Consider the following 26,889-nt stretch of genomic DNA (forward strand, 5'->3'; position numbering starts at 1 on the left):
TGACAAATCGGCAACGTCTTAGGCTTTAGACCGATTATCAAGTAGCCGCTAAGTATGCTAAGATATGGCAAGTTATTTCATTTCAACGCCTTGCCATAGACAGCAAGAGGAGGAGCAAACGTTGCTAGAGCTAAAGCATATTAAAAAATATTACCAAACCGGTGACTACACCACGAAGGCCCTCGATGATGTTTCGGTTCAGTTTCGTGAACAGGAATTCGTAGCCATTCTTGGCCCCAGCGGCTCCGGGAAAACAACGCTGCTGAACGTGATTGGCGGCCTTGATCGCTACGATTCAGGCGATCTATTATTGCATGGTCGGTCCACCCAAAACTTCAAGGAATCTGATTGGGATGCTTATCGGAATAATTCTGTCGGGTTTATTTTTCAGAGTTATAACCTGATCATGCACCTGAGCATTTTGGAAAACGTCGAACTCGGCTTAACGTTGAGCGGCGTTTCTGCCAAGGAGCGGCGCAAAAAGGCAGAGGCCGCGCTGGTTAAAGTTGGCCTAAAAGAGCACATGGGCAAGCAGCCTAATCAGCTTTCCGGTGGGCAGATGCAGCGGGTGGCCATTGCTCGGGCGATTGTCTCGGAACCGTCGATTTTGTTGGCCGATGAGCCGACTGGTGCCTTGGACACCGAAACCAGTCAGGAAATCATGAAGTTGATTGCCGACTTGTCGCGGGAGCGTTTGGTCATCATGGTGACGCACAATCCGCAACTGGCGCACGATTATGCCCAGCGGATTATCGAGTTCAAGGACGGCAAGATTCTCTCAGATTCGCGCCCGTATGATGCGGAAGAACAAGGCAGTCATTTTGATCTGCGCCGGACGAAAATGAGCTATTTGACGGCACTGAAGCTGTCCTTTACGAACATTATGACCAAAAAAGGCCGCACTTTTCTAACGGCGTTTGCCTCCAGCATCGGGATCATTGGCATTGCGGTCGTCCTGGCGCTTTCATCGGGATTTCAAAAGCAGATTGATAATACTCAAGCGGAAACGTTGGCCCAATTTCCCATCACAATTTCAACGAACGCGACCAATCTGACGGCCGGTGCCCAGGATAATACCAAAACATCAACGTTTAAGACGACCAAAACGGTGCTGGCAAAGCAAAGTGCCAGTGACAAAGCGCAGCACACGAACAAATTAAATCAAAAGTATATTGATTATGTGAATGGCATCAGCAAACGCCTGACCGACAACATTGGCTATACGTATGGCACCGGCATGAACTTACTGCGTGACGTCAACGGGAAGGTGAAGCCAGTCCAATTTTCAACAGCCAAACCGACAAATAACCAATCACAACGCGGCTTTTCCAGTGTCAGTTCATCGGTTTATCCCGTCGATCGCGAAGGCGGCACCAGTTATCTGAAGAAAAATTATGAAGTCGTTGCCGGAAGTTATCCCAAGAAAGACAGCGATGTCATTTTGATTGTTGATCGGGACAATTCAACGAATATTAACGCGTTGAAGAACCTTGGCTTTTCAGTTAAAAATGGTCAGAAGCTTAAGTTCAGCGATATTGTAGGAACAAAACTAAAGGCCATTGCCAATGATCACTACTATCAAAATGTTGGTGGCAGTGTTTATGTGCCGACCAAGAACTATGCGGATGCGTACCAACAAAGTGACAATCGGGAGTTAACCGTGACCGGGGTATTGCGGACGCGTTCCAAGACCAGTGACGGACTTTTGAGCCAAGGATTTGCATACTCTGATCGGTTAACCAAAGATCTGGTCGCGATGAATAAAGATTCTGCAGTTGTCAAAGCACAACGCAATAGTGATGTGAATATTTTCACCAATCAGGAAATTGACGATGCAACCAAAGATCAGCTGATCACCAGTTTAGGCGGCTCAGAAACGCCAACGCAAATCACGATTTATCCGACGAGTTTCAAAGATAAGGATAAGATTCTCAGCTACCTGGATAAATTCAACCACGGCAAGAAAAAAGCCGATCAAGTCATTTACACGGATTTGGCGGGTACGATTTCGAGTATGACCGGTGGGATTATGTCGGCAATTACGATTGTCTTGGTCGCCTTTGCGGGGATTTCGCTGGTGACCTCGATGATTATGATTGCGATTCTGACGTATACCTCGGTTCTGGAGCGAACCAAGGAAATTGGGGTGCTTAAGGCGTTGGGTGCGCGGCGCAAGGATGTGACGCGGGTCTTTGATGCCGAGACCATCATTCTCGGGGTGAGTTCCGGGGTACTGGGCATTATCATTGCCTGGCTTCTGACCTTCCCGATCAACGTCATCTTATATAACATGACCCAGTTGCCGAACGTGGCGCAGCTGAATCCGATCCACGCGGTGATTCTGATCTTAATCAGTACGATTCTAACGGTTCTTGGCGGCCATATTCCAGCGCGCATGGCGGCCAATAAGGATGCAGCGATCGCGTTACGTGCTGATTAATCTGTTCATCATCTAAGACTTCAATGTCAAAGCAAACGAACCTGCGAATAACGATGGGTGCGTTTGCTTTTTGTTTTCCAATTGGGCCTATGTCCGGAAAGCTGACATTTGCAGAAGACGTAAAGTTGCATAAATTTGTTTTGGGCGGGCGTAACTATTATAATGAAGATTCATTGATTGGCATTTTGAGGGAAGTGTCATGAGAGCAGCTAGGAAGATTATTTTTCTAGCGAGAGGATGTATTTCAATTGAATAATTCAGAGGGCCGCACGTTTATGGGTCATCCCCGCGGACTATTAACGCTGTCGATGACCGAATTCTGGGAGCGGTTCAGTTACTATGGCATGCGGGCGATCCTGATCTACTACATGTACTATTCAGTGGAAAAGGGCGGCTTAGGTTTTGATCAACCGACTGCCTTGTCGATTATGTCGATTTACGGGTCATTGGTTTATTTGAGTTCCACAATCGGCGGTTTCATCAGTGACCGGTTGCTCGGCTCCCGGCGTACCGTCTTTTGGGGCGGTGTGCTGATTATGCTGGGGCACATCGTTTTGTCCATCCCGATTGGCTCGATTGGGCTTTTTGGCTCGATTGTTTTGATTGTTTTGGGCACGGGGTTGCTTAAGCCCAACGTCTCCGAGATGGTCGGTAGCCTTTATCCTGAAGAGGACTTACGGCGCGATTCCGGGTTCAGCATTTTCGTTATGGGGATTAACTTTGGCTCGTTGATTGCGCCGATTTTTGTCCCGTGGATGGCTGATAAAGTCAATTTCCATGCCGGCTTTTCGCTGGCTGCCATCGGGATGTTCATCGGCTTGATCTTTTACGTGGTTGACGGCCGCAAGTATATTAATCCTACTGACAATGTCGCCCCGGATCCGTTAAAACCGGAAGATGTACGGCCATTGGTGTTGCGCGTCGTTGGGGCCGTGGTCATTGTTGGCGTCATTTTGGCAGTCATGGCTGGCTTCAAAGCGTTGACGATTGCCAACGTGATTACTCTGATCACGGTTGTTGCGATCGGCTTGCCGGTTTGGTACTTCATTTTGATGATTCGCAGCAAAAAGGTGACCAAAACCGAGCGTTCGCGGGTCATTGCCTATATTCCGCTATTTTTGGCGGCGATGATTTTCTGGGCCATCGAGGAACAGGGATCGGTTGTGTTGGCATTGTTTGCGGCCCAACAAACAAAATTGGACTTTGGCTTCTTTAAAATCCTGCCGGGGAATTTTCAGACTTTGAATCCGTTGTTCATTTTGCTTTACGGCCCGTTGTTTGCCTGGCTGTGGATGAAGCTCGGCAAGCGCCAGCCAACATCTCCGAAAAAGTTTTATTTAGGGTTGATTTTTGCCGGAGCGTCTTATCTGTGGATGGTCATTCCGGTGATGTTGTTTGGCAGTAGCGCCAAAGTTTCACCTTTGTGGCTGGTGATGAGCTGGGCCATTGTCGAAATCGGCGAAATGTTGATTTCACCGGTTGGACTTTCGGTGACGACCAAGCTGGCACCGAAAGCTTATTCATCCCAGATGATGAGTATGTGGTTCCTGGCTGATGCATCGGCGCAAGCGGTCAACGCGCAAATTGTGCGCTTTTACACACCGAGTCATGAAGTGGCTTACTTCGCGATTGTCGGGTTGGTTTCAGTGGCATTTGCGATCATCTTAGCCTTTTACACGCCGCGCATCGAGAAGCTTATGCAAGGGGTCAATTAATGGCGGCTGGCCCGCTTTTGCGTTAGTCGCTAACAGGAAGTGTCCTCATGGTAAAAGTTGCAATCAGTGTTGATAATCATTTTGATGTGAACCATGTCGATGGCTTTGAGATGCTGAAGTACCAGGCAGCCTATTTGGTTGACCACGGATATCGGATTTATGTTAATGCCGGCGATACGTACAATGATTTCACCAAAACGCTGGATTACTACCGCGCTTTGCAGCGTGAACTTGGCGATCAGGTTATCGTGCGGTTTTTGGCCGGCAATCACGACATGGTCAAAGGTGCCAGCTATGCCGAAATTCAGTCAGATGTTGATCCACTTTATTTACACGAAAAGGTGTTACCGATTCCGTCCACCAATGCCGTGATCATTGGCAACAATGGCTGGTATGATTATTCGCTTGGCCAGTTGGGAAAGACGAAAACGGATGCAGCTTATGCCCAGTGGAAACGCGCTTTTTGGATCGATAGTGCGATTGATTCACCGCTGAGTGACGCTGAGCGAATGCAGCGGGTTTTACAGACGACCCAAGCAGCAATTGATGCCAACCAAGGGCGGCAAATGATTTATGTGACGCATTTTGTGCCGATTCGCGGCGCCATGGTTTATGCGATGGATCGGCCGGCGTGGCAAATGGCGACAGCGCTGATGGGCTCGGCCAAGCTTGGCGAACTGTTGACAGGCCGGGTCGATGCGGTGGCATTTGGCCATGAACACTTTCGCGATGCACCTAAATTACTCGGTAAAACTGCCTACTACCACCAGCCGCTGGGCTATGGGCTGAAGCGTTTATTTGAATGGAAAAGTCATGATTGGTTGACGGAGTGGCGAAACACTTTGGTGACGCTACATGTGCCGACACTGGCTAAATTCTGAAATCGTCAATGACATGCAAAACGGGTTATAAAAACTGCCTGAAAATGGTTGCTTTTTATAACCTGTTTTTGTACACTATTTGAGTTGGCTACTTGCAAACGTATGGAGGAGTAGCGAAGAGGCTAAACGCGGCGGACTGTAAATCCGCTCCTTCGGGTTCATAGGTTCGAATCCTATCTCCTCCACTTTTTAAGCGCAGTGCTTAGTTTTACTGCCGACATGAAAAAGCCGCTTAACGCGATCTGCGTCTGGCGGCTTTTTTGATGCAATTGTGAGTCTTTATGACCCAATCTGTGGTTAAAGAAAGATTGATGATTTCAGTTTGTAAGCAATGAATAAAGCCGGTCGAAATTGACAATAGGTTTAGCGCCATGGTCAAGAGGCAGACGTTTTAACGGTTTTGGCACTAATAATTTTGTTGTAAACGGATAGGATGTTGTCGAAATCTTCAGGGGTGGGATGCGGCTGAATTGAAACAATATGACAATTTGGTAGATTCAGCAGCGGCAGATTGGTGATAATCATATCAAAATGCGGGGCGGCAGCTTTTAATTTGGCGAGCGTATTAACGTGCATCAACTCGGGTTTCAAGCTTGAACGCATGTGATAGCTTAATTCCTGCAATAAAAATTGGCTGTGCTCAAAACTTGTATTGAAGAAGAGGCCGGTTCTGACTTTTGGTGCTTTTTCTTCTAATTGAATCGTCAAGTTGTCCCAAGAAGTGACCAAGATGAAAAGCAGACGGGTGATCAACGCCTCGTCAATTTGCTTCCAGATTTTTTCGGCGCGCAAAATGGCGATTAACGTTTCTTTGGTTTGTTTAATGAACGTCTGCTCAAATTTGTTCATATTCATGAAGAACGCCTCATCCGGATTATACAGAATCTTGGTCGGTCCCCAAGTGTACTCAATGGCATTGTACAGCCGCAGAAGTACCAAATCGCGATTAGCCAGTTTCAGTTTTCGCGATGCCGCCGTCACATCAAGAAAGTGCGACAGTGCTTGATAAATCGAATGAATCACTGGATTATGGCGGGCTTTAACCAGGAGATCCTGGTAAGTCAGGGCGTTGCGTGAATTGAAGAAGAGATAAAACAAATGTGAAAAGACAAACGAAGAGCAATTAATCCTATAAATTCGCGTAATCTTTTGCCGTAACTCAGGCGAAAACGTGTCATTTTCCTTCACCAAACTGGCATCTTTGAAAGTGTGGCCGCGACTATTGCGGGTGAGACAGATAAAAACGGTCGTTCGCAGTTTGTTTAAAAACGAAAACGACTGATATCTTGGCGATTTCAAAACTGGGAAATGTGTAGAAAAGTCGGCAATGATCTCATCAATAAGCTGTAATTCATCTTGAGACAAAAAGGCGTCGATGAACCAGTATCTTTCCAGAAAATAGCAGTAATAGAAAAAATGAATTTTCTTTTCATCGCCGACAATATCCAACGTTTGCGTATCAATTCTAAAGCCTTCATGTTCCAATACTTGGTTAATAGCCAGTACGTGCCGTTTTAAGGTTGACTCACTGATGAACAGTTCCTCGGCTAATTGGGTCATCGATGAAAAGCGGTGTAGAAAAAGTTCTTCAAGGATCAAGAAGCGGGTTGACTGCCGATAAATAGCAGCGTAGATATAAAGCGGATTGTGTGATGCGTCGTAAGTGAGTCGGATGCCGAAACGTTGACTGCTTTCGATTTTAGCTGGGGCAATGTATTGATTGATATTCCCGATATCTTGTCGGATGGTCCGCGCAGGAATTTTGATTTCTTGGGCTAAACGGTCAATGGTCATCCAGTCTTTGTTCAACAAAAAACTAATAATGTAATAGTGCTTCAGCAAACTATTCTCTAGCAGTTCCTCCATAACCCTTACCCCCTTGATGTTTGTTAATTTCTCAAATGTTGCCTAACGTTAGGCAACATTTGACCTGATACCACCCAACGATTTACTTATACTAATTTGCGTGCTGCATTAACGACATTTAAATCGTTATGAATTATAGCAACACGGAGAGATTTATTTCAACAGTCACGCATTGACAATTGAAAGGTGATAAATAATATTAATATTTTAATAATGGGCAACCATTTTAAATGCGTGCTGTTTTGGGGGTTAGCAAGAGGGGGAGCGACAATAAATTGAAAAAAGGAACATTAACATTCTTTTTGGCAACTGGCATTGTCACAATTGGCCTTTGGGATTCCACAATTGTGGTGCAAGCGGCCGTGAAGCCACAGGTCGGCAACGTTTTTATTGGCGGTGACAGGCTTGCGTTTAAGACGGTCGTCGATAGTATCACATTTCAGTACAGCAACGATACTATCGAGTATGATCAGAAAACAGATACGTTTAAAATTCCGATTCGTTTTGGATCGAAAAACATTGCAGGCGGGTTGGATCGTTATTTGAAGTTTTCGTATTCCTTCAATGATGAACTGGAAGGTAAAGTCAAACGGGTTGTGATCTCGCCAGATGGCTTAGATACAGCGGTCATTAATCACATGGATCCCGCGACGCATCAGTTTACACACCAATGGGATGTTAAAACCCGAGTAGGCGGTACGGCTGATGCCGTGATCTATATGCAGGCGCATAAAATCACGCCTAATGATTGGATTGCCGTTCAAATGGAAAGCAGCCGGTTGAACAATAAAACGCCGGTTCGTCCGGCTTGGGACGCAACTCGTGTTCTTGAATATAATCAATTCGGCCCAGCACTCAACGCCAAGCTGCTTGAAGCGATGAAGAAAAAAGCTGTCGCCGACGTGGCCACTGACTCCAAGGCCGTTCAAGCCGAGGCTAAGAAAAAGATCGATCAAGTTAAAGTTGACGATGATTTTGCCAAGGTTTTACCGCAAGTGGTGACAGGTGCGCACAAGGAACAGGCAAAAGATGATCTTGACGGCGAGGCTGCTGCTGTTAATGCCAAAATCGACAGCGATCCGACATTAACTGCCAGCGAAAAGGCGAAGCAAAAAGATGCCGTGACCGCTGAAACCACAAAAGCCAAGACTGTTGTTGATCAAGCACAAGACGACACTGGCGTTCAGCAAGCAAAGGCTGCCGGGATTGCGACCATTGACGCGCAACACAAGCCAGGTACCGCCTTGGATGTTCGCAGAGATGATGCGAAAAAGGCCATTGATGCCGAAGCTGCGAAAGTCACCGCCGCCATTGACCAGGATCATACGCTGACGACCGCGGAAAAAACCGCGCAAAAGCAAGCAACGGCCGATGAAGTAACGAAAGCCAAAGCCGCGATTGATCAGGCGCAGACGATTGAAGCTATTAATCAGGCTAAAACGGATGGAATCAAGGCTATCGACGTTCAACATCAATCAGGCGCTGATTTTGATAAGCAAAAAGAGCAGGCTAAGCAGGCACTTGATGCTGAAGCTAAGAAAGTCAGCGCTGCCATTGATCAGGATGCCACGTTGACGGCTGCGGAAAAGCAAGGCCAAAAACAAGCAGTTGCTAAGGCGGCAGACAGTGCTAAAGCTGCCGCTGACAAAGTGCAGGATATGGATCATCTGAATCAGACTAAAGCGGATGGAATTAAGGCAATTGATGCCCAGCACCAAGCTGGCGTTGCGCTGCCGACTCGGCAAGATACCGCCAAAAAAGCAATTGATGCTGAAGCAGCCAAAATCACTACTGCGATTGACCAGGATCCGACATTAACGGCAGCCGAAAAGAAGGCCCAAAAACAGGCAGTTGTTGATGCGACTGCCAAAGCCAAAACAGCGATTGACCAGGCACAAAATGCCGATGAAGTGAAGCAGAAACAGGCTGATGGGATCAAAGCTATTGATGGCCAGCATCAATTAGGGGTGGCGCTAAACAAGCAAAAAGCAACTGCCAAGCAAGCAATCGATGCTGAAGCGGCTAAAGTGACCGGTGATATTGACCAAGATGTCACTTTGACGGCTACAGACAAACAAACGCAAAAACAAGCCGTTGCCGATGAAGCTGCCAAGATCAAGGCTGCGATTGACGCGGCTCAAAATGCTGACAGCGTGATCAAAACGCAAACTGATGGCATTCGAGCCGTTGATGACCAGCACCAAGCCGGCACGGATTTGGCCGTTCGCAAGGCGGAAGCGCAAAAAGCCATTGATGCTGAAGCGGTCTTAGAAGCAGATGCCATTGACCAAGATGTGACGTTGACAAGCACCGAAAAAACCGCCCAAAAGCAGGCTGTGACTGACAAGGCAACGGTAGCTAAAGACGCGATTCTCAAGGCGCAGGATGTTGATGGCGTCAATCAAGCTGAAGCAGCTGTCATCAAAGCCGTTGATGACGTTCATCAATCTGGCACACTTTTGGACACACGCAAAGCTGAAGCCAAAAAGGCAATTGATGCTGAAGCTAGTCAAACTCAGCAGGCGATTGACCAAGATGTCACATTAACCGCCGCGGAAAAAGCAACGCAAAAACAAGCCGCAGCCGATGAGGCGACGAAAGCCAAGGCTGCTATTGACGCGGCTAATGATGCCGATGCGGTAGACCAAGCTAAAGCTGACGGCATTAAAGCAATTGCTGCGGCTCACCAGCCTGGTGCACTTTTGGATACCCGCAAAGCAACGGCCAAACAGGTGATTGATACTGCAGCTGCTAAAGTAGTTGCGGCGATTGATCAAGATGCCACATTGACGAACGCCGAAAAGACGACTCAAAAACAGGCAGTTACCGATGAAGCGACCAAAGCTAAGGCAGTCATTGACGCGGCTAAGGACGCTGATGCGGTTGATCAGAGTCAAAACGACGGCGTTCAGCACATTAACGCGCAATACCAACCAGGAATCGCTTTAGACGTCCGTAAAACCGACGCTAAGCAAGCCATTGATGCGCAAGCCGTTAAAATCAGTCATGATATTGATGGCGATGCGACGTTAACGGCTGCTGTGAAGAAAGCACAAAAGCAGGCGGTAGCCGATGAAGCAGCCAAAGCCAAAACAGCGATTGACGCTACTCAGAGTGCAGATGCGGTCGATCAAGCGAAGGCAGACGGCACCAACGCTATCGCAGATCAACATCGTTCCGGTCTGGCCCTCGCAAATCGGCGCGCCGACGCGAAAAAAGCGATCGCCAGTGAAGCTGGTAAGATTGTGGATGCGATTGACCACGATGTGACGTTGACGAAGGCTGAAAAGGATACGCAAAAGCAGGCAGTCGCGGCGGCACTGGATAAGGCTAAACAGGCCATTGACGGTGCGCAAAGTGCTGATGCAGTTGACCAGGCGATTGCAGACGGGAACAAAGCCATCGCCGATCAGCATCAAACCGGCACTGCGCTTGTGACGCGCAAAGATGGGGCGAAACAAGCTATTGATGCCGAAGCTGCTAAAGTAGCCGATGACATTGATCAAGACAACACCTTGACAGCCGCCGAAAAACAGGCACAAAAGCAAGCTGTTGCGGATGAGGCTGCCAAAGCTAAAGCGATCATTGATGGCGCACAGGATGCTGACGAGGTTGAACAAGCCCAAGTCGATGGTATCAGTGCAGTTGGTGATCAACATCAGTCCGGTACCGATTTAACAACCCGCCAAACCGAAGCCCACAAGGCGATTGATGCCGAAGCTGCTTTGGAAACGGATGCGATTAATCAAGATGTGACGTTGACCAGTGGCGAAAAAGCAACGCAAAAACAAACCATAGCTGATAAAGCGGCTGCGGCTAAAGCTGAGATCACTCAGGCGCAAGATATTGATGGCGTTAACCAGGCGACATCTGATGGTGTGAAGGCGATTGATGGCGTTCACCAATCCGGCACCCTTTTGGCTACCCGGAAGGACGCCGCCAAACAAACCATTGATGCTGAAGCTGGCAAGGTTGAGCAGGCCATTGATCAGGACGTCACGTTGACGACTGACCAAAAGGCGGCGCAAAAACAGGCGGTTGCGGATGAAGCAGTCAAGGCGAAAAATAATATCGACGGCGCCTTAGATGCGGATGCGGTTGATCAGGCACAAGCCGCCGGAATCAAGGCCATTGATGCCCAGCACCACGCCGGCACTGATTTGGCGACACGAAAAGCCGCAGCCGAAAAAGCGATTGACGACGAAGCAATTAAAGTTATCAACGCGATTGAGCGAGACGTTACCTTGACAAGTACTAAAAAGGCGATGCAAAAACGCGCCGTTAAAGACAAGGAGGTAAAAGAGAAAAAAGCAATTGGTGCTGCAACCGATGCCGATAAGGTCAATAATGCCAAAACCCACGGCATTAAGCACATTGATGAACAACATCAAGCAGATGCCACTTTAAAGGCGCATAAGCAAGTTGCCGAAAAGACGATTGATGCTGAAGCCGCTAAAGTCACCCAGACGATTGATCAGGATGTGACGTTGACCAGCGCGGAAAAGGCGGTGCAGAAACAGGCCGTCGCTGCCGAAGTCTCCAAGGCCAAGAAAAAGATTGAACAAGCCAAAGATGTTGATCAGATTAATCAGGTAGTGGCGCAAGGCATTAAAACCATTGATGATCAGCATCAGTCCGGCACTGATTTAACGACCCGAAAAGAAGCGCACAAGACCGCCATTGATGCGGAAGCTGGCAAGGTGACGGCAAGCATTGATCAAGATGCAACGCTGACCGGCACTCAGAAAGCTGTTCAGAAACAGGCAGTGGCGTCCGAAGCAGCCAAGGCCAAGCAAAACATCGACGCCGCAACTGACGCCGATGCGGCCGATCAAGCCAAAACAACTGGGATTCAAGCAATCGATGGTCAACATCAACCAGGAACAGCGGTTGCAACGCGCAAAGATGAAGCAAAAAAGGCGATTGATGACCATGTTGCACAAATCATTGACAGCATTAATCGTGATGTAACGCTAACCACTACTGAAAAGGCTAAGCAGAAACAGGCGGCGACTGATGCGGCTGCTAAAGTTAAAGCGGTGATTGATCAAGCACAGGATGCCGATGGTGTCGATCAAGCAGTGAACCAGAACCTTAAGATAATCGATGCCACTCATCAAGCTGGCAACACGTTGGCAACCCGCAAAGATGACGCTAAAATCGCTGTCGATGCGGAAGCTGCCAAAGTGACGCAAGCAATTGATCAGGATGCGACATTAACTACCGCTGAAAAAACGGCGCAACGTCAAGCGGTTGCGGATGAAACAACCAAAGCTAAAGCTGCCATTGACGCGGCGCAGGATGCCGACAGCGTCAATCAGACGAAGGATGCCGGTGTTCAGGCAATTGGTGTGCAACATGTATCCGGTCAGGCAATGGATCGTAGCAAAGCGGACAACAAAAAGGCGATCGATGCCGAAGCCGTAAAAGTTCAGCATGAAATTGATCAAGACGCAACGTTGACTGCAGCTGCCAAAAAGCAACAGAAGGCAGCGGTCATTGCTGAAGCGGTCAAGGCTAAACAGGCGATTGACGATGCCCAAAACATCGAAGCTGTTACAAACGCCAAAACTGAAGGTATCAAGACCATTGATGCTCAACACCAGTCAGGCGCGGCGATCACGCTGCGCAAGGCCGAGGCTAAAAAAGCAATTGATGTGGAGGCTGCGAATGTCACTGCAGCCATCGATCAGGATGTGACCTTGACGGGTGCACAAAAGACTGCGCAGAAACAAGCAGTCGCAGCGGAAGCGGATCAAGCTAAGCAGGCGATTGATGCTGCTCAGAATGCCGATGGCGTTGATCAAGCCAAGGCTAACGGGATTAAAGTGATTGATGCGCAACACAAGTCAGCCATAGCCATCGTGACTCGGCAAGCTGAAGCCAAGCGAACGATTGATGCCGAAGCCGCTAAAGTGATGGCTCAGATTGATCGCGATAACTTGTTGAGCGATGCCCAAAAAGCAGCGCAAAAACAGGCCGTCACAACGCAGGCAACGAAAGCCAAACAGGCGATCGATGCAGCCGGCAGTGCAGATCTCATTGAGCAGGCGAAAGACAATGGTATTAAAGCCATTGACGCACAATATCAAGCCGGTAAAGCTGCACCTACCGTTAAAGCCAAATCCAAGGCTAAACCTGCCGCCAATCAGGAGCATTTTCCTAAAACCGGTGAGCAGCAGTCGCTGTTGATGGTGATCTTAGGTGGCTTGCTAAGCTTAGGATCCAGTTTGTTCTTTACCCGGAAGAAACGCTCGCACTAAACGTTTAGGCCAACAAGCAGGTGTCGGGTGATGTGCTAACGATTACTAACTTTTATCAAACGCAGTCGAGGTGCCAACACATCTCGGCTGTTTTTTGATTTCACCGGTCCAGTAGTTTGACACGGTATAGCCCAACCGCTACGCTTAAAGCAAGACAATGAAGGGTGTGATTGCATGGCAATAAAAGCGACGGATCTTTTCAAATTGGTATCGTTATCGTATCCAATTGCAACAAATCGGGGCTATTTTTTTCAGGAAAACCGGATTTCGGAGGCGGACAATACCTATTACCAGCGGCTTTGTTTCGTGAATCCGCGTGGTCAGATGACGGTTTACGGGACTGACCAAAAACACGACCGGCATCCTAAACTAAGCCCGGATCAGCAATGGTTGGCGTTTCTGAGCCAAGCTGCAGACAAAACAACGCAGGTCTTCCTGCAAGCAGTTGATGGCGGCGTGGCCCACCAGTTGACGGCTGAAAAAGAGGACGTAACGGATTTCGTTTGGCGACCTGATAGCAAGGCTGTTTTTCTTCAAACAACGATTGGTGCCAAAAAGAAGCTATCACCGGAAGATGCCAAAAAACCGCAGCCGGTGACGGTCACGCGCGCGCAGTACAAACTCAATGGTGTTGGCTTGTTGCCGGAAAACGTGACTTACGAATTGCGTGTGCAGCAACGACGCCAAAAAACTAGCCATATCGTGATGCAGCGCCAGCATGACTTCCAAATTGGTGCGATCGCGCCGGATGGTCAAAAAATTGCGTTTGCCGCGGAACGGTTACCGGATGATCCCAACGACTTTAGCCAAGCCGCTTATTTGCTCGATTTAACCAGTCAGCAGGTGACGATGGTGAATGAGCATTTGCCGCAAGCAGAGTTGAGGCCAGCAGCCTTTTCAGCGGATTCGCACCAATTGCTGTTGCATGGTTCTGACAATCATTTACCTAATGTGTCGCAAGGGCACTTATGGCATTACGATTTAGCGAGCCAAAAACTGCAGGATGTTGCCGATGACGTGGATTTTGACATTCCGGGTTATGTCAATGGCGACTTCCAACAGGATTTATCTGGCAAAGTGGCTGATTTTGTTACGGCCGATTATTATCTGACGGTTGGTTTTGACCACGGGAAGACGAGCCTATACGCTGGTGGACCGGATGAGCGCTTGACGCCGTTGATTGATGGTCGACGGCACGTGACGGATTTTGCCTTGACACCTGATCACCGTGGCGTCGTGTTCACTGAAAGCACGATGACCATTCCGAGTCGATTAGTGTACTTTGATCTGGCCTCCGAAGAGGAAACGGTTTTATATGACCCAAATCGGCGGGTTACGCGCACGCTTGGGTTGGTTACGCCACTGACTTTTAATTTCAATCGTGCTGGTTTTGAAATTGAGGGTTGGTATTTCCCACCGCAAAAAGCAGCCGCATCGCATCCGGCCATTTTATATGTGCATGGCGGCCCAGCAGTTGGTTATGGGTATACCTTCTTTCATGAAATGCAATATCTGGCTGCCAAGGGATATGGCGTTATCTGTCCCAACCCGCGGGGCGGATTAGGTTATGGTGAAGCGTTCACGGCAGCGGTGATTAAACACTACGGCCAAGATGACTATCAAGATTGCCTGGCTGCGGTTGATGAGGCCTTGAAACTGGATACGACCATCGATCCCGAACGCTTATTTGTTGCCGGAGGGTCGTATGGCGGCTTTATGACTAACTGGATCGTGACGCACACACATCGCTTTAAAGCTGCCGTTACCCAACGTTCAATTGCCAATTGGTTAAGTATGTATGGCACCAGCGACATCGGGTATTACTTCACACCTTGGGAGCTGGAAGGTAAGTGGAGCGGCGATTTGTCGGATGTGCAAGGGCTGTGGGACTTCTCGCCACTGGCACATATCGATTTTGCCAAAACGCCAACGCTGGTGATGCATAGCGAAGACGATCAACGGTGTCCGATTGGTCAGGGGGAAGAATTTTATATTGGCCTGAAACTGCATGGAGTTGAAACCAAGTTCATGCGGTTCCCGAAATCAAACCATGACTTATCCCGCAGTGGCTTGCCTAACTTGCGAGTTGCACGTCTGACCGCGATTACGGACTGGTTTGATGCCCACCAATCAAAGCAAAAAGCTAAAGGAGAATAAGGATGACAATTGGATTTATCGGTGCTGGTAACATGGCCCAGGCGATCATTAGCGGATTACTAGCCAAAAAGGCCATTGACCCGGCGGACATCGTTGTTCACGGTGGCCATCCGCTGCATTATGAACCATACGCAGCCAAAGTCGGTATCAAAGCTGTCGACAGCAATCAGGCTGTTGCGGAGGTTGCCGACGTTGTTTTTCTGGCGGTCGCGCCGAAACTGGGTGCACCGATTTTAAGTGCCATCGGGGCAACCTTGAAGAAACGGCATGTACCCGTGATTTCAATGTTAACCGGCGTTTCGCTGGCGGCGTTAGAAGAAGCATTGAACGATCATGACCAACCGATTTTACGGATCATGCCAAACGTGAATGTCGCAATTAATGCCGGCATGATCGCTTACGCCGCGAATGATGCGGTAGCTGGTCAACTGGATGGCCTTTTAGACTTGCTGAACGTTTTGGGCAAAACCATGTCGTTACCGGAAGACCAATTTTCAACGTTCGTGGCATTGGCTGGGTCTTCTCCAGCGTTTGTTTACTTATTCATCGACAGTCTTGCCCGCGCCGGTGTCAAGTACGGCCTGGAAAAAAGTGAAGCAACCGCCATTGCTGCCCAAGCCGTCATGGGCAGCGCCAAAAATGTTCTGGCAAGTACGCAATCACCGTTTGACTTGATCGATCAGGTGTCCAGCCCGGGCGGTACCACTGTTGCCGGATTGTTGGCCATGGAAGAAGCCGGGCTGATGTCCGCCGTGGTCAAAGGCGTCGATGCGACGATTGCCAAAGATCGGCAGGGATGAAAAATAATTAAACTTCCTGTAAATACGAGGTAGGCCACCTTGCAACTCTGGTCTATACCGGTTATACTGGTTAATGATAGTCAGGACATTAAATGATTAGGAGTGGTATTGTGACGGTTACGGTATTGAAACACGCAACAATTTATACAGGATTGGAACGCATTGAAGATGGGTATATCCGCTTTGACGACAAGATTCTGGCGGTTGGCGATATGTTTGATTACAAGGCTCAGGCTGGTGAACAGGTCGTTGACGTTCAAGGTAAAACGTTGATACCGGGATTCATTGATGTCCATGCTCACGGCGGTTATGGCTTTGATGCCATGGATGGTGATGCCGATCAAATCGATGAAATGGCCACCAAGATGATGACGCACGAAGGGGTTACCACCCTTTTTGCTACAACCATGACACAATCAACCGAAAATATTGATAAGGCCATGCGCGGCGTGAAACAGGCAGCCGAACGCAATCGCATTATCCAAGGTGTCCACCTCGAAGGCCCCTTTATCAGCAAGGTCTTCAAGGGTGCCCAACCAGAAGAATATATTAAGAATCCTAATATCGATTTAGTTAAGCAATGGCAAGAATTATCCGGCGGTCTGGTTAAGCTGATCACTTACGCACCGGAAGATGAAGGTTCCCGCGAATTTGAAGATTATCTTTTAGCACACAACATTGTGCCATCAGTTGGCCACAGTAATGCGACGCGCGAACAGATGCTGCAAAGTAAAGCGACCCATGTGACTCATTTATACAATGCACAGCGTGGGTTACGTCACCGTGAACCAGGTGTCACCGGCCACGCGATGCTTGAAGACAATATGTACTGCGAATTGATCTGCGACGGCTTCCATATTGTGCCTGACATGTTACGCTTGGCCTTTGATCAAAAAGGCCCGGAACGGATTGAATTGGTTACCGATTCAATGCGCAGCAAAGGGATGCCGGAAGGAAAAAGTGAATTAGGCGGCCAGACGGTGTATGTTAAAGATAAACAGGCGCGGTTAGCCGATGGTACGCTTGCCGGTTCCGTTTTAATGTACAAGGATGCTTTTAAAAATGCGATGAGTTTCATGGATGCTTCTCTGTTTGATGCGGTTGAGATGTCGTCAGTCAATCAGGCTCGCGAATTTAATCTGACGTCCAAAGGAACCCTTGAAGTCGGTAAGGATGCCGACATTAACATGTTGAATCGCAACCATGATCTCGTTGCCACTTATAGTTATGGCGTCAAACATGACACTGAGGACTGAACCACGTATTGGAGATGATGATTGATGGAGGTACCGGTTTATATTCAAATTCATAACGCGATTCGAGCTGATATCGAAGCCGGAAAATGGCAGGTCGGCGATCGTATTCCTTCTGAACGCGATCTCGCGGTGACCTTTAATGTTTCCCGAATGACGTTGCGGCAGGCCATTCAAACTTTAGTCGACGAAGGTATTTTAGAACGGCGCGTGGGTTCTGGAACGTATGTCGCGAATCAAAAAGTTCAGGAAAAAATGTCCGGCGTAACCAGTTTCACGGATTTGATGCAGGCCCAAGGTAAGGTACCATCCAGCAAGACGGTATCTTATCACGTGGCTCAGCCAACCAGCTCGGAAGTTGAGAAGCTGAAACTAGCCCCGGCTGAACAAGTGCTGCGAATGGAACGAATCCGCTATGCCGACAAGGTGCCGATCAGCTTTGAAACAGCTGCCGTGCCGTATGATTTGGTCAAGAACTTCACCAAAAAAGAAATGACGGCTAGTTTCTATCACACCTTGGAGAAAAAAGGCGGCTACGTTCTTGGTGGTGCGCAGCAAACCGTAAGCGCGATGTTAGCCAGCGAACGGATTTCCGAATATCTGGCAATCAAGCGTGGCGATGCCATTTTACGGTTGCGCCAGGTTTCGTTCTTAAACGACGGCACACCGTTTGAATACGTCCGCACGCAGTATGTTGGCGAGCGATTTGAGTTTTATCTAGAACGGTAATGAAACATTATTAGCACGACCAAAAGGCCAGAAAACAGAATTTATTGTTTTCTGGCCTTTTGCGATGATGAGAAAAAAGGTACAGCATGCTTTCTGCAAAGCGGTCCGCAGTGGTATATAATCATTACCTATATGACTGAATTAAATGCTCAAAAGTTAACGTACGTTGTTTTTGTATGTTGCTGGAAGGGGAAAGATGATGGCTACGCAATTGGGTGAAGGACTGACACTCCACACCGATTTTTATGAATTGAATATGATGAACACCTTTTTTGAACGAGGGATCAGTGAACGACATGCAGTATTCGAGGTTTTCTTTCGGGAGTTACCATTTGGCTCGGGGTTTGCTGTATTCGCCGGACTAGAACATGTGATTGATTACCTGAATCATCTCAGCTTTTCCGAAGACGACCTGGCTTATCTTAAGGCGCAGACAAATTATTCGGATGCGTTTATCGATTACTTGCGAAAGTTTAAATTTAGCTGCACAGTGCGATCAGCTTTAGAAGGCGATCTGGTTTTCAATAATGAACCGATTTGGCAAATCGAAGGGCCACTGGCGCAGGCGCAGTTGGTTGAAACCGCTGTTTTGAACATGATCAATTATCAAACGCTTGTTGCCACCAAAGCGGCGCGAATTCGCAGTGTTGCCGGCGCTGACCCCTTGATGGAATTCGGTACGCGCCGAGCACAGGAAACCGCAGCGGCCTTGTGGGGCACCCGGGCGGCTTACATTGGCGGGTTTAATGCGACGAGTAACGTATTGGCCGGTAAAGAATTCGGTATCCCGATTAGCGGCACCCACGCCCACTCGCTGGTTCAGGCCTATGGCAACGACTACGATGCCTTTAAAGCCTATGCGCAGAGCAACAAGGACGTGGTTTTCCTAGTCGACACTTATGATACCTTGCGTTCCGGTGTTCCCGCGGCAATCAAAGTGGCTAATGAGTTTAAAGACCGGATCAATTTCCTTGGCGTTCGGATTGACAGCGGCGATATGGCGTTTATTTCCAAGCGCGTGCGTCAGCAATTAGACGATGCTGGGTATACTTCGGCAAAAATTTATGCATCAAATGATCTCGATGAAAACACGATCCAAAACCTGAAAATGCAAGGTGCCAAAATCGACATCTGGGGCGTTGGGACCCGATTGATCACCGCGTATGACCAGCCAGCTTTGGGAGCCGTGTTTAAACTCGTCTCGATTGAAGACGCCAACGGTAACATGCATGACACGATTAAACTGTCGAATAACGCTGAAAAGGTGTCGACGCCAGGCAAGAAACAGGTCTGGCGGATTACACGTCGGGATGACGGTAAGTCGGAAGGCGATTACGTAGCATTAGCTAATGAGCAAATTGACACAGATCGTAGCCTGTACATGTTCCACCCCAACTTCCCGTACATCAATAAAACAGTTAAAAACTTTGAAGCCAAGCCATTGCTGCAGCTGATTTATGATCGAGGAAAACAGGTTTATCAAACGCCGCCGCTCGCCGAGGTCCAGGCCTATGCCACCCGTAGCACCAATGCCTTGTGGGATGAATATCGGCGCATTCTGAATCCGCAAGACTATCCGGTCGACTTATCACAACGAGTATGGGATAACAAGATGGACTTAATTAAAAAAGTGAAATCGGCGGTTGCTGACCGCGAGGAATAATATGAAACACGCAAAAAAATGGGGTTGGATACGCTGGCTGATTTTTGGACTCTTCGCCGGCCTCGTCATCGGCATCGCGGTTTATGGCAGCTATGATTACTTTTATCTCCGCCCGCAAACCGAAGTCAAAGAAGAACGCGCCCGGCGCAAGTATGAAACCGAGCTGAATCGGCATCGTGCAATCGAGCAGCGTTTACAAAATGCCACCCGTCAGGCAACGAGTACCACTGATCGGCTGATGCAACAGGTTATCCCTTCAGAAGCGCAACCTTTTTTAAAAAAACTGGAAGCCGATCATTTTAGCGGTACCGTTTTAATGGTGCGCAAGGGGAAAGTGATCCTAAACACAGGGTTGGGTTATGCCGACGCTGAATCTGGTCGCTTGAACGGGCCTGAGAGTCTGTATCAAATTGGCTCGATTCAAAAAGGGTTCACTGCGGTCTTGCTCATGAAACTTGTGGAACAAGGCAAGGTACACCTGACGGATCCGATTGGTCGTTATTTGCCAGGCATTCGCACGGGCAAACAGGTAACGTTGCGGATGATGTTGGATATGCGTAGCGGCTTTTCATTGAAGCGTAATCAACCGACCCAACTATCAGATGCTGGAATTGTGCGCTGGTCAATTGCCAATTTGAATTATGGTGCGAAACAGTACGCGTATGAACCGGTTAATTTTGTTTTATTAGCCGGAGTGATTGAAAAAGTGACCGGTCATTTATATGCTGACTTAATTCAGCAGGAAATATTTGAAAAGTTAAAATTGACGCATTCAGGATTTATGCCTGAATTGTATCGTGAACCGAATCAATCATTTGGGTATAATGGTCCCAAAGCGAATCCTTATTCGCGCCGTTACGTCGAGCCGTCTTTGAATTATAATCGGGAATTGGGGACTGGTAATATTTACACGAGTGCCGGTGATTTATACCAGATTATGGCGGCCATCAATCAAGGCAAGATTATCCGGCGCTCATCGGTTGCCACGTTGCGTGATCTGAATCAAGGCCAATACACGGCGGGTGTGTATAATTTTGGCGACTACACGCTGACACATGGCGTTGTTGCCGCACAATCAGCCGCAACTGTCATGGATAACAGCGGTCAAAATGCGGTCGTGCTGTTGGCAAATACGGATCAGGTGACGCGGGATCTAGCACAAGCACTTTATCATGACATGATTAAGGGAGTGAAGTAATGCGTCCATTACAAGCAAAGATTATTAAAGCATTAGGCGTACAGCCAACGATTGATCCGGAGACCGAGATTCGGCGGAGTATTGATTTTTTAAAAGACTATCTTAAGAAAAATACGTTTCTGAAAACATATGTGTTGGGCATTTCCGGCGGGCAAGACTCAACGCTTGCTGGTACGCTAACGGAAAAAGCCATGCAGGAGATGCGCGCTGAAACTGGCGATCAGGCCTATCAATTTGTGGCGGTTCGCCTGCCTTATGGGGAACAAGCCGATGAGGCGGACGCCATGGCAGCGATTGACTTCATGCAGGCAGATGTGGTTAAACGGGTCAATATCAAACCTAGCGTCGATGCCATGGTCGCGGCAGTGGAAGCCAACGGATCAGCCATTTCCGATTTTAACAAGGGCAATATCAAAGCCCGGATGCGGATGATTGCCCAATATGCGCTTGCCGGCAACATGTCCGGCGCCGTTATTGGTACGGATCATGCCGCGGAAGCTGTCACGGGGTTTTATACCAAATTCGGTGACGGCGGTGCTGATTTGACGCCGCTTTATCGCTTGGACAAACGCCAAGGTGCGGCGTTGTTGAAGACGTTAGGCGCACCGGCACATCTTTATCAGAAGGCGCCGACTGCCGATCTCGAAGACAATCGGCCGGCTTTGCCAGATGAAGTTGCCTTGGGCGTTAAATACAAGGACATCGATGATTATCTGGAAGGTAAGCAAGTGAGTGACCATGCTGCCGAGACGATCGAACGTTGGTACCAGAAAACCGCACATAAGCGCCATCTGCCGATTACGGTTTTTGATACTTTTTGGAAATAAGCATGGCAAACAGCCAACATCGGCGAAGTTTCGCTCAAAGGTGTTATGGCTGTTTTTTTGCGCTGGTTTAAGGTATGCTTTGGTACACATGGCAGTAGGAGGTTGAAACGCAGTGCGTCATCGTTGGGCTCTTTGGTTAGGCATTGTGACATTAAGTGCACTTTTATTAGGCGCTGTGGCTTTTGTCTGGCAGAAGAAGATAGCTATTCCGGATAGACAGGCTAAGGTTTTGTCGTCGCAGCGGCATGAGCAGGCGACTCACCGTGAAGCCGTGCAAACAGCAGCAACGCATTTTGATGAGCGTCTGGACTGGCCGATCGACACATCGGCAGGCAAATCGTTCAAAGAAACCTTAACAAACGATAAATTTATTGGCAGTGCTTTGATCATCAAACAGGGTGAAATTATCTTCAATGGCGGCGTGGGTTACGCCGATGCCGCAGCGAAACGGGTTAATGGGCCAACGACTTTGTTCCAGATCGGATCGATCCAAAAAGCGGTCACTGCAGTTGCCGTCATGCAGCTGGCTGAAGAAGGCAAGTTGCATTTGGATGATCCGGTTGGCAAGTATTTATCCGGCATCAAAACCGGTGATCAGGTGACATTGCGCATGATGATCGATATGCGTAGTGGTTTTGCGCTTAAAAAGTATCAGCCTTCCGTTATGGACGATGCCGGTATTATTCGCTGGGCAATCGGCAATATGACCTATTTACCGCAGCGAAACTACGCGTACCAGGCGGTTAATTACCAATTACTCGCCGGTGTGGTTGAAAAAGTCGCTGGCCGTTCTTATGAGCAGCAGATCAGAAAGACGATTATTGACCGATTGGGGCTTAGACACACCGGATTCTTGCCGGGAATGCTGACAGATACCAACCGCTCATTGACGTACACGGGGCCGGTAACGAATCCTTATCAAACCTCTATTGGCGAACCAGAACTGTGGTACAACCGCGAGCTGGGTACCGGCAATATGTATACGACGGTTGCTGATTTGTATCGATTGCTGCGGGGCATCGATGATGGAAAAGTTTTGCCGTTATCAGCGTTAAAGACCTTGCGCAATCGCGATGACGGGGTTTATACGGCAGGTATTTATAATCATAGCGGTTTTTACTCAACGAATGGCACTGTGGCCGGGCAAATGGCATCAACTGCTATTAGCCGTGATGGCAAAGATGCGGTGATTTTGTTGAGCAATTATAATTCACATACGCTCAATCTTCACGATGAAGCCGTTCGCTTGTTCCAAACGTTGCGGCAAAAGGGATAAGTTCGCCCTGTTTGTGAATTAGTTCGGCTTGCTGAAAAAACGCACTCAATGGCGCAGGAGTCTGCGTGTAAGGATCTTGGTTGCAATGGCCAAGACCGGGCCCATCACGCCTGAGGCCACTTACACTCCGACTCCTAAGCGCGCCCGTTCACGCTCTTGGATTTTTAAGGATCGCTTGCGCAAGGCTGCTTTGACCTGATATACTTGAAGCAACATAGGGGAGTAACTAGCAGAGTTTTTCTGCGACAACATCACCAACAAGGCTATGTCTGGTGTTGTCTTAAATAGTGAGACTTATGGATCTACTGCTGGTAGGCCATAAGTCTCTTTTTGGCTACCGGCCCAAACAAAGAAGGAGGCACTATCTTGGCAAAGAAACCGCCATATGCATTAAGCAGTCAAGAAGTTTTGCAAGAAGAACAAACCCAATTGACTGGACTATCTAAAGAAACGGCACAAACCCGGTTGGGTGAAAACGGGCCGAATGAACTGGCTCAGGCCGAAAAAAAGAGCATGTTGGCGCGCTTTTTGGATCAGTTCAAGGATTTCATGATCATTGTTTTGCTTGCTGCTGCTTTGATTGCCGGGTTCCTGTTGAGCGAATGGGCAGATGCCGGGATTATTTTGGCTGTTGTGTTACTGAATGCCGTTTTCGGCGTTTTTCAGGAGAGTAAGGCCGAAGAAGCGATCGATGCCCTCAAGGAGATGTCGACGCCGAATGCACACGTTCGGCGTGGCGATCAGGTTTTGACGATTCCAAGCAGTCAGTTGGTTCTCGGCGATATCGTGTTGCTGGAAGCCGGTGACGTGGTTCCGGCCGATTTACGGTTGGTGGAGAGCGCCAATCTAAAAATCGAAGAAAGTGCCTTAACGGGTGAAAGTGTGCCGGTCGATAAATCCACGGCACCACTGGACGCTGATGACGTTGGCATCGGTGACCGAACCAATATGGCCTTCATGAACAGTAATATCACTTACGGACGTGGTGTCGGCGTCGTTGTTGCCACCGGAATGAAAACTGAAGTCGGCCGGATTGCCGGGATGATCAATGCCGCAGAAGAAACCACGACCCCGCTGCAGGAAAACCTTAAGAGTCTGGGTAAGACGCTGACCGTGATGATTCTGGTCATTGCAGTCATTGTGTTTGCAGTCGGTATTTGGCGGAATGCGGCAAGTCTGCCGGAAATGTTCCTGACGGCGGTGTCCTTAGCGGTTGCGGCTATTCCTGAAGGACTGCCGGCAATTGTAACGATTATTCTGGCACTGGGAACCCAGAAAATGGCCAAGCGCCACGCCTTGGTCCGCAAGCTGCCAGCTGTGGAAACTTTAGGTAGCACTGATATTATTGCCAGTGATAAAACCGGAACGCTGACGCAAAATAAAATGACCGTTGAAAAGGTTTATTACGACGGTCAGCTAAATAATGCCAGTGACGGCATCCACGGCGGCAATCCGCTGATGACCATTATGAATTTTGCTAATGATACGCAGGTTCAGGATGATGGTAAATTACTGGGGGATCCAACCGAAACCGCGCTGGTCGCATATGGGAAGACCCAATCGTTTGATCTGAATCACGCCTTGGCAGACGAACCGCGGATCGATGAAGTACCATTTGATTCTGAACGTAAATTGATGTCGACCCTTCATCGGCGGGCAGATGGCAAGATTCTGGTGACAACCAAGGGTGCGCCGGATGAATTGCTCAAGCGGGTGACTGAATTGGCCACCGGTGATCAGGCAGCACCGATGTCTGACAGCGAACGTGATGCCATTTTAAAGGCCAATAAAGACATGGCCACCCAGGCTTTGCGGGTGTTGGGCATGGCGTATAAGGTTATTGATGCAGTTCCTGAACCGGTCAATTCGGAGACAGTTGAAAATAATCTGATTTTCGCCGGTTTGGTTGGGATGATCGATCCGGAGCGGCCTGAAGCAGAAGCAGCGGTTGCAGAAGCAAAATCAGCCGGGATTCGGCCAATGATGATTACCGGCGATCACCGCGATACTGCTGAAGCAATTGCGGTTCGGCTGGGGATCATTGATCAAGGCGATGATGATGCTGTCATTACCGGCGCCGAACTTGATCAGCAAAGTGACGAAGAATTTGCCAAAAATGTTGGTAAATACAGCGTTTATGCGCGAGTGGCACCAGAGCATAAAGTTCGGATTGTCAACGCTTGGCAGAAAAAAGGTAAAGTTGTTGCGATGACCGGTGACGGTGTCAATGATGCGCCTGCTTTGAAGGCCGCTGATATCGGCATTGGCATGGGGATCACCGGTACCGAAGTTTCCAAGGGTGCCTCTGACATGGTGCTGGCCGATGACAACTTCGCCACGATCGTCGTGGCCGTTGAAGAAGGCCGAAAAGTCTTTTCCAACATTCAAAAGGCGATTCAGTATCTGTTGTCCGCCAACCTTGGCGAAGTGTTGACGTTGTTCATGATGACCATGCTTGGCTGGGATATCCTGGCACCGGTGCACATTCTTTGGATTAACCTGGTGACGGATACCTTCCCCGCGATTGCTCTTGGGGTTGAACCGACAGAGCCGGGGATCATGAAGCAAAAGCCACGCGGTCGCAAATCCAACTTCTTCTCAGGCGGCGTCGGTCCAGCGGTCATCTGGCAGGGTATTCTTGAAGGCCTATTGACCTTAGGCGTTTACTGGTTTGCCATCACGTATCCGGTTCACAGTGGTCAAGCAGCGATGCATGCGGACGCTTTGACGATGGCGTATGCTACTTTGGGCTTGATTCAGCTCTTCCATGCCTTTAACGTCAAAAGCATTCATCAAAGTCTCTTCACAGTCGGTGCCTTCAGAAATAAAGCTTTCAACTGGGCGATTCTTGCCTCCTTTGTGTTGTTGGCTGTCACCATTCTGGTACCGGGATTCAATGGACTATTCCACGTAACAACGCTGGATTGGCACCAATGGTTAACGGTTTTAAGTGCCGGGGTTACCATGATTGTGCTCGTCGAAATCGTCAAGATCTTCGAACGTGCTCGGCGTAAGCGGCGCGGTCTGTAAATCTTCAGCATTCGGAAAAAATTGATGGATTAGTTTTCAAGAGAGGATCCGTGCTTTTCATGAACAAGCAACAAATTAAAATGGCGCACTATGGTACCACGATCAATGATGTGGTGGAACAAACCCAGGACAATCAGGAAATGATGGCGCCTTTGTTTGAGCCATTACGTGAAGCGATTGATGCCGGCAAATTGGCCGATTATGATCAGGACACCTATGATGACACGCGGGTCGTGTTTCGTGAGGGTACCGATGCGTACAAAAAGTTACTCACTCGATTGCAAGAAGTCGCGGTTCCTGCACGGTTGGTCGGGCCACACCGTACACTAATTCACAACTTTGCGGCCTTCACGGAGGCGTGTGAAGCCATGACCGAAAGCCTCAAGTCTGACTTAGAAGTTGATGTCACAGCGTTTAATGCAGCCGAAAAAGCGCAAGACGAAGCGATTCAAAAATTCACCAAGCAAATTCAAAAGATTTCAGCGATCTTACAGTGATTTTTCTTCGTGAAAAGGATCATTTTCGCTTGACATGAGAAGTTTGCTCACGTATCTTTAATTTACCAACTTATTTCAAGTTTAAACGAATGGAGGAAACTAACATGAAAGCACTGCTTACCTTAAAAACTTGGCAAAGCCAACTTTAGGTAGGTTGCAGACGCAACCTGCCAGACGCGCAGGTTGTGTCTATGTTGGCTTCTGATCAATTTGTCCGCATAGATACCCCACAACGGGACTATGCGGTTTTTTATTTGCCGCGAAGGTCTAAACCTGCCGCGGCAATTTTTGTGT

15 protein-coding genes and 1 tRNA gene are annotated in these 26,889 nt (G+C 48.5%); 15 read left to right on the top strand and 1 reads right to left on the bottom strand.

Annotated elements, in window-relative coordinates:
- Positions 1-121: 121 nt before the first annotated feature.
- The 4 genes from GSO_RS00085 to GSO_RS00100 all read left to right on the top strand — a co-directional run bounded on the left by GSO_RS00085 (position 122) and on the right by GSO_RS00100 (position 5,221).
- Positions 122-2,440: an ABC transporter ATP-binding protein/permease gene (locus tag GSO_RS00085; protein ID WP_010487587.1), complete on the top strand. Its 2,319-nt coding sequence runs from the start codon at positions 122-124 to the stop codon at positions 2,438-2,440.
- Between the two features lie 248 nt (positions 2,441-2,688).
- A complete protein-coding gene (locus GSO_RS00090; protein ID WP_010487589.1) occupies positions 2,689-4,155 on the top strand; it encodes a peptide MFS transporter in 1,467 nt (488 codons plus the stop codon).
- Positions 4,156-4,202: 47 nt separating this feature from the next.
- Positions 4,203-5,036, top strand: a complete 834-nt coding sequence (locus tag GSO_RS00095; protein WP_010487591.1) for a metallophosphoesterase — start codon at positions 4,203-4,205, stop codon at positions 5,034-5,036.
- Positions 5,037-5,140: 104 nt separating this feature from the next.
- Positions 5,141-5,221: transfer RNA gene (locus GSO_RS00100), tRNA-Tyr, on the top strand.
- Positions 5,222-5,411: 190 nt separating this feature from the next.
- Here GSO_RS00100 and GSO_RS00105 read toward each other — a convergent pair.
- Positions 5,412-6,902: an AcpB/EbpR/MafR family transcriptional regulator gene (locus GSO_RS00105; protein WP_010487593.1), complete on the bottom strand. Its 1,491-nt coding sequence runs from the start codon at positions 6,900-6,902 to the stop codon at positions 5,412-5,414.
- Between the two features lie 275 nt (positions 6,903-7,177).
- Between GSO_RS00105 and GSO_RS00110 the strand changes: the two genes are divergently transcribed.
- The 11 genes from GSO_RS00110 (at position 7,178) to GSO_RS00160 (ending at position 26,595) form a co-directional block, all read left to right on the top strand.
- Complete coding sequence (locus GSO_RS00110; RefSeq protein ID WP_010487595.1) at positions 7,178-13,165, top strand: DUF1542 domain-containing protein; 5,988 nt, start codon at positions 7,178-7,180, stop codon at positions 13,163-13,165.
- A 174-nt stretch (positions 13,166-13,339) separates the two neighbouring features.
- Positions 13,340-15,322, top strand: coding sequence for a S9 family peptidase (locus GSO_RS00115; RefSeq protein ID WP_010487597.1), 1,983 nt, complete (start codon positions 13,340-13,342; stop codon positions 15,320-15,322).
- A gap of 2 nt (positions 15,323-15,324) precedes the next feature.
- Positions 15,325-16,122 (top strand): pyrroline-5-carboxylate reductase, encoded by a 798-nt coding sequence (gene proC, locus GSO_RS00120; RefSeq protein ID WP_010487599.1) that lies wholly within the window; start codon positions 15,325-15,327, stop codon positions 16,120-16,122.
- Positions 16,123-16,232: 110 nt separating this feature from the next.
- Positions 16,233-17,378 carry an N-acetylglucosamine-6-phosphate deacetylase gene (nagA, locus tag GSO_RS00125; protein ID WP_010487600.1) on the top strand — a complete coding sequence of 382 codons (1,146 nt, stop codon included), beginning with the start codon at positions 16,233-16,235 and terminating at the stop codon, positions 17,376-17,378.
- 24 nt (positions 17,379-17,402) lie between these two features.
- Positions 17,403-18,104, top strand: coding sequence for a GntR family transcriptional regulator (locus GSO_RS00130; RefSeq protein WP_010487601.1), 702 nt, complete (start codon positions 17,403-17,405; stop codon positions 18,102-18,104).
- A gap of 199 nt (positions 18,105-18,303) precedes the next feature.
- Positions 18,304-19,767 carry a nicotinate phosphoribosyltransferase gene (locus tag GSO_RS00135; protein ID WP_029345482.1) on the top strand — a complete coding sequence of 488 codons (1,464 nt, stop codon included), beginning with the start codon at positions 18,304-18,306 and terminating at the stop codon, positions 19,765-19,767.
- 1 nt (position 19,768) lies between these two features.
- Positions 19,769-20,965: a serine hydrolase domain-containing protein gene (locus GSO_RS00140; RefSeq protein ID WP_010487603.1), complete on the top strand. Its 1,197-nt coding sequence runs from the start codon at positions 19,769-19,771 to the stop codon at positions 20,963-20,965.
- Positions 20,965-21,792 carry an NAD(+) synthase gene (nadE, locus tag GSO_RS00145; RefSeq protein WP_010487604.1) on the top strand — a complete coding sequence of 276 codons (828 nt, stop codon included), beginning with the start codon at positions 20,965-20,967 and terminating at the stop codon, positions 21,790-21,792. Before GSO_RS00140 ends, nadE begins: the two co-directional genes overlap by 1 nt.
- 112 nt (positions 21,793-21,904) lie before the next feature.
- Entirely contained in the window at positions 21,905-23,068 is a 1,164-nt protein-coding gene (locus GSO_RS00150; protein WP_010487605.1) for a serine hydrolase domain-containing protein, read from the top strand.
- A gap of 366 nt (positions 23,069-23,434) precedes the next feature.
- Positions 23,435-26,098, top strand: a complete 2,664-nt coding sequence (locus tag GSO_RS00155; protein ID WP_010487606.1) for a cation-translocating P-type ATPase — start codon at positions 23,435-23,437, stop codon at positions 26,096-26,098.
- Between the two features lie 59 nt (positions 26,099-26,157).
- Positions 26,158-26,595: a hypothetical protein gene (locus GSO_RS00160; RefSeq protein ID WP_010487608.1), complete on the top strand. Its 438-nt coding sequence runs from the start codon at positions 26,158-26,160 to the stop codon at positions 26,593-26,595.
- Positions 26,596-26,889: the final 294 nt, after the last annotated feature.

This window comes from Lacticaseibacillus zeae DSM 20178 = KCTC 3804 (assembly GCF_000260435.1).
Taxonomy (GTDB): Bacteria; Bacillota; Bacilli; order Lactobacillales; family Lactobacillaceae; genus Lacticaseibacillus; species Lacticaseibacillus zeae.

Bases quoted from the DNA above. Each gene is read 5' to 3' on its own strand.
- GSO_RS00135 (WP_029345482.1), top strand. From the start codon at position 18,304: ATGGCTACGCAATTGGGTGAAGGACTGACACTCCACACCGATTTTTAT.
- GSO_RS00095 (WP_010487591.1), top strand. From the start codon at position 4,203: ATGGTAAAAGTTGCAATCAGTGTTGATAATCATTTTGATGTGAACCAT.
- GSO_RS00115 (WP_010487597.1), top strand. From the start codon at position 13,340: ATGGCAATAAAAGCGACGGATCTTTTCAAATTGGTATCGTTATCGTAT.
- GSO_RS00130 (WP_010487601.1), top strand. From the start codon at position 17,403: ATGGAGGTACCGGTTTATATTCAAATTCATAACGCGATTCGAGCTGAT.
- nadE (WP_010487604.1), top strand. From the start codon at position 20,965: ATGCGTCCATTACAAGCAAAGATTATTAAAGCATTAGGCGTACAGCCA.
- proC (WP_010487599.1), top strand. From the start codon at position 15,325: ATGACAATTGGATTTATCGGTGCTGGTAACATGGCCCAGGCGATCATT.
- GSO_RS00105 (WP_010487593.1), bottom strand. From the start codon at position 6,902: ATGGAGGAACTGCTAGAGAATAGTTTGCTGAAGCACTATTACATTATT.
- GSO_RS00160 (WP_010487608.1), top strand. From the start codon at position 26,158: ATGAACAAGCAACAAATTAAAATGGCGCACTATGGTACCACGATCAAT.
- GSO_RS00140 (WP_010487603.1), top strand. From the start codon at position 19,769: ATGAAACACGCAAAAAAATGGGGTTGGATACGCTGGCTGATTTTTGGA.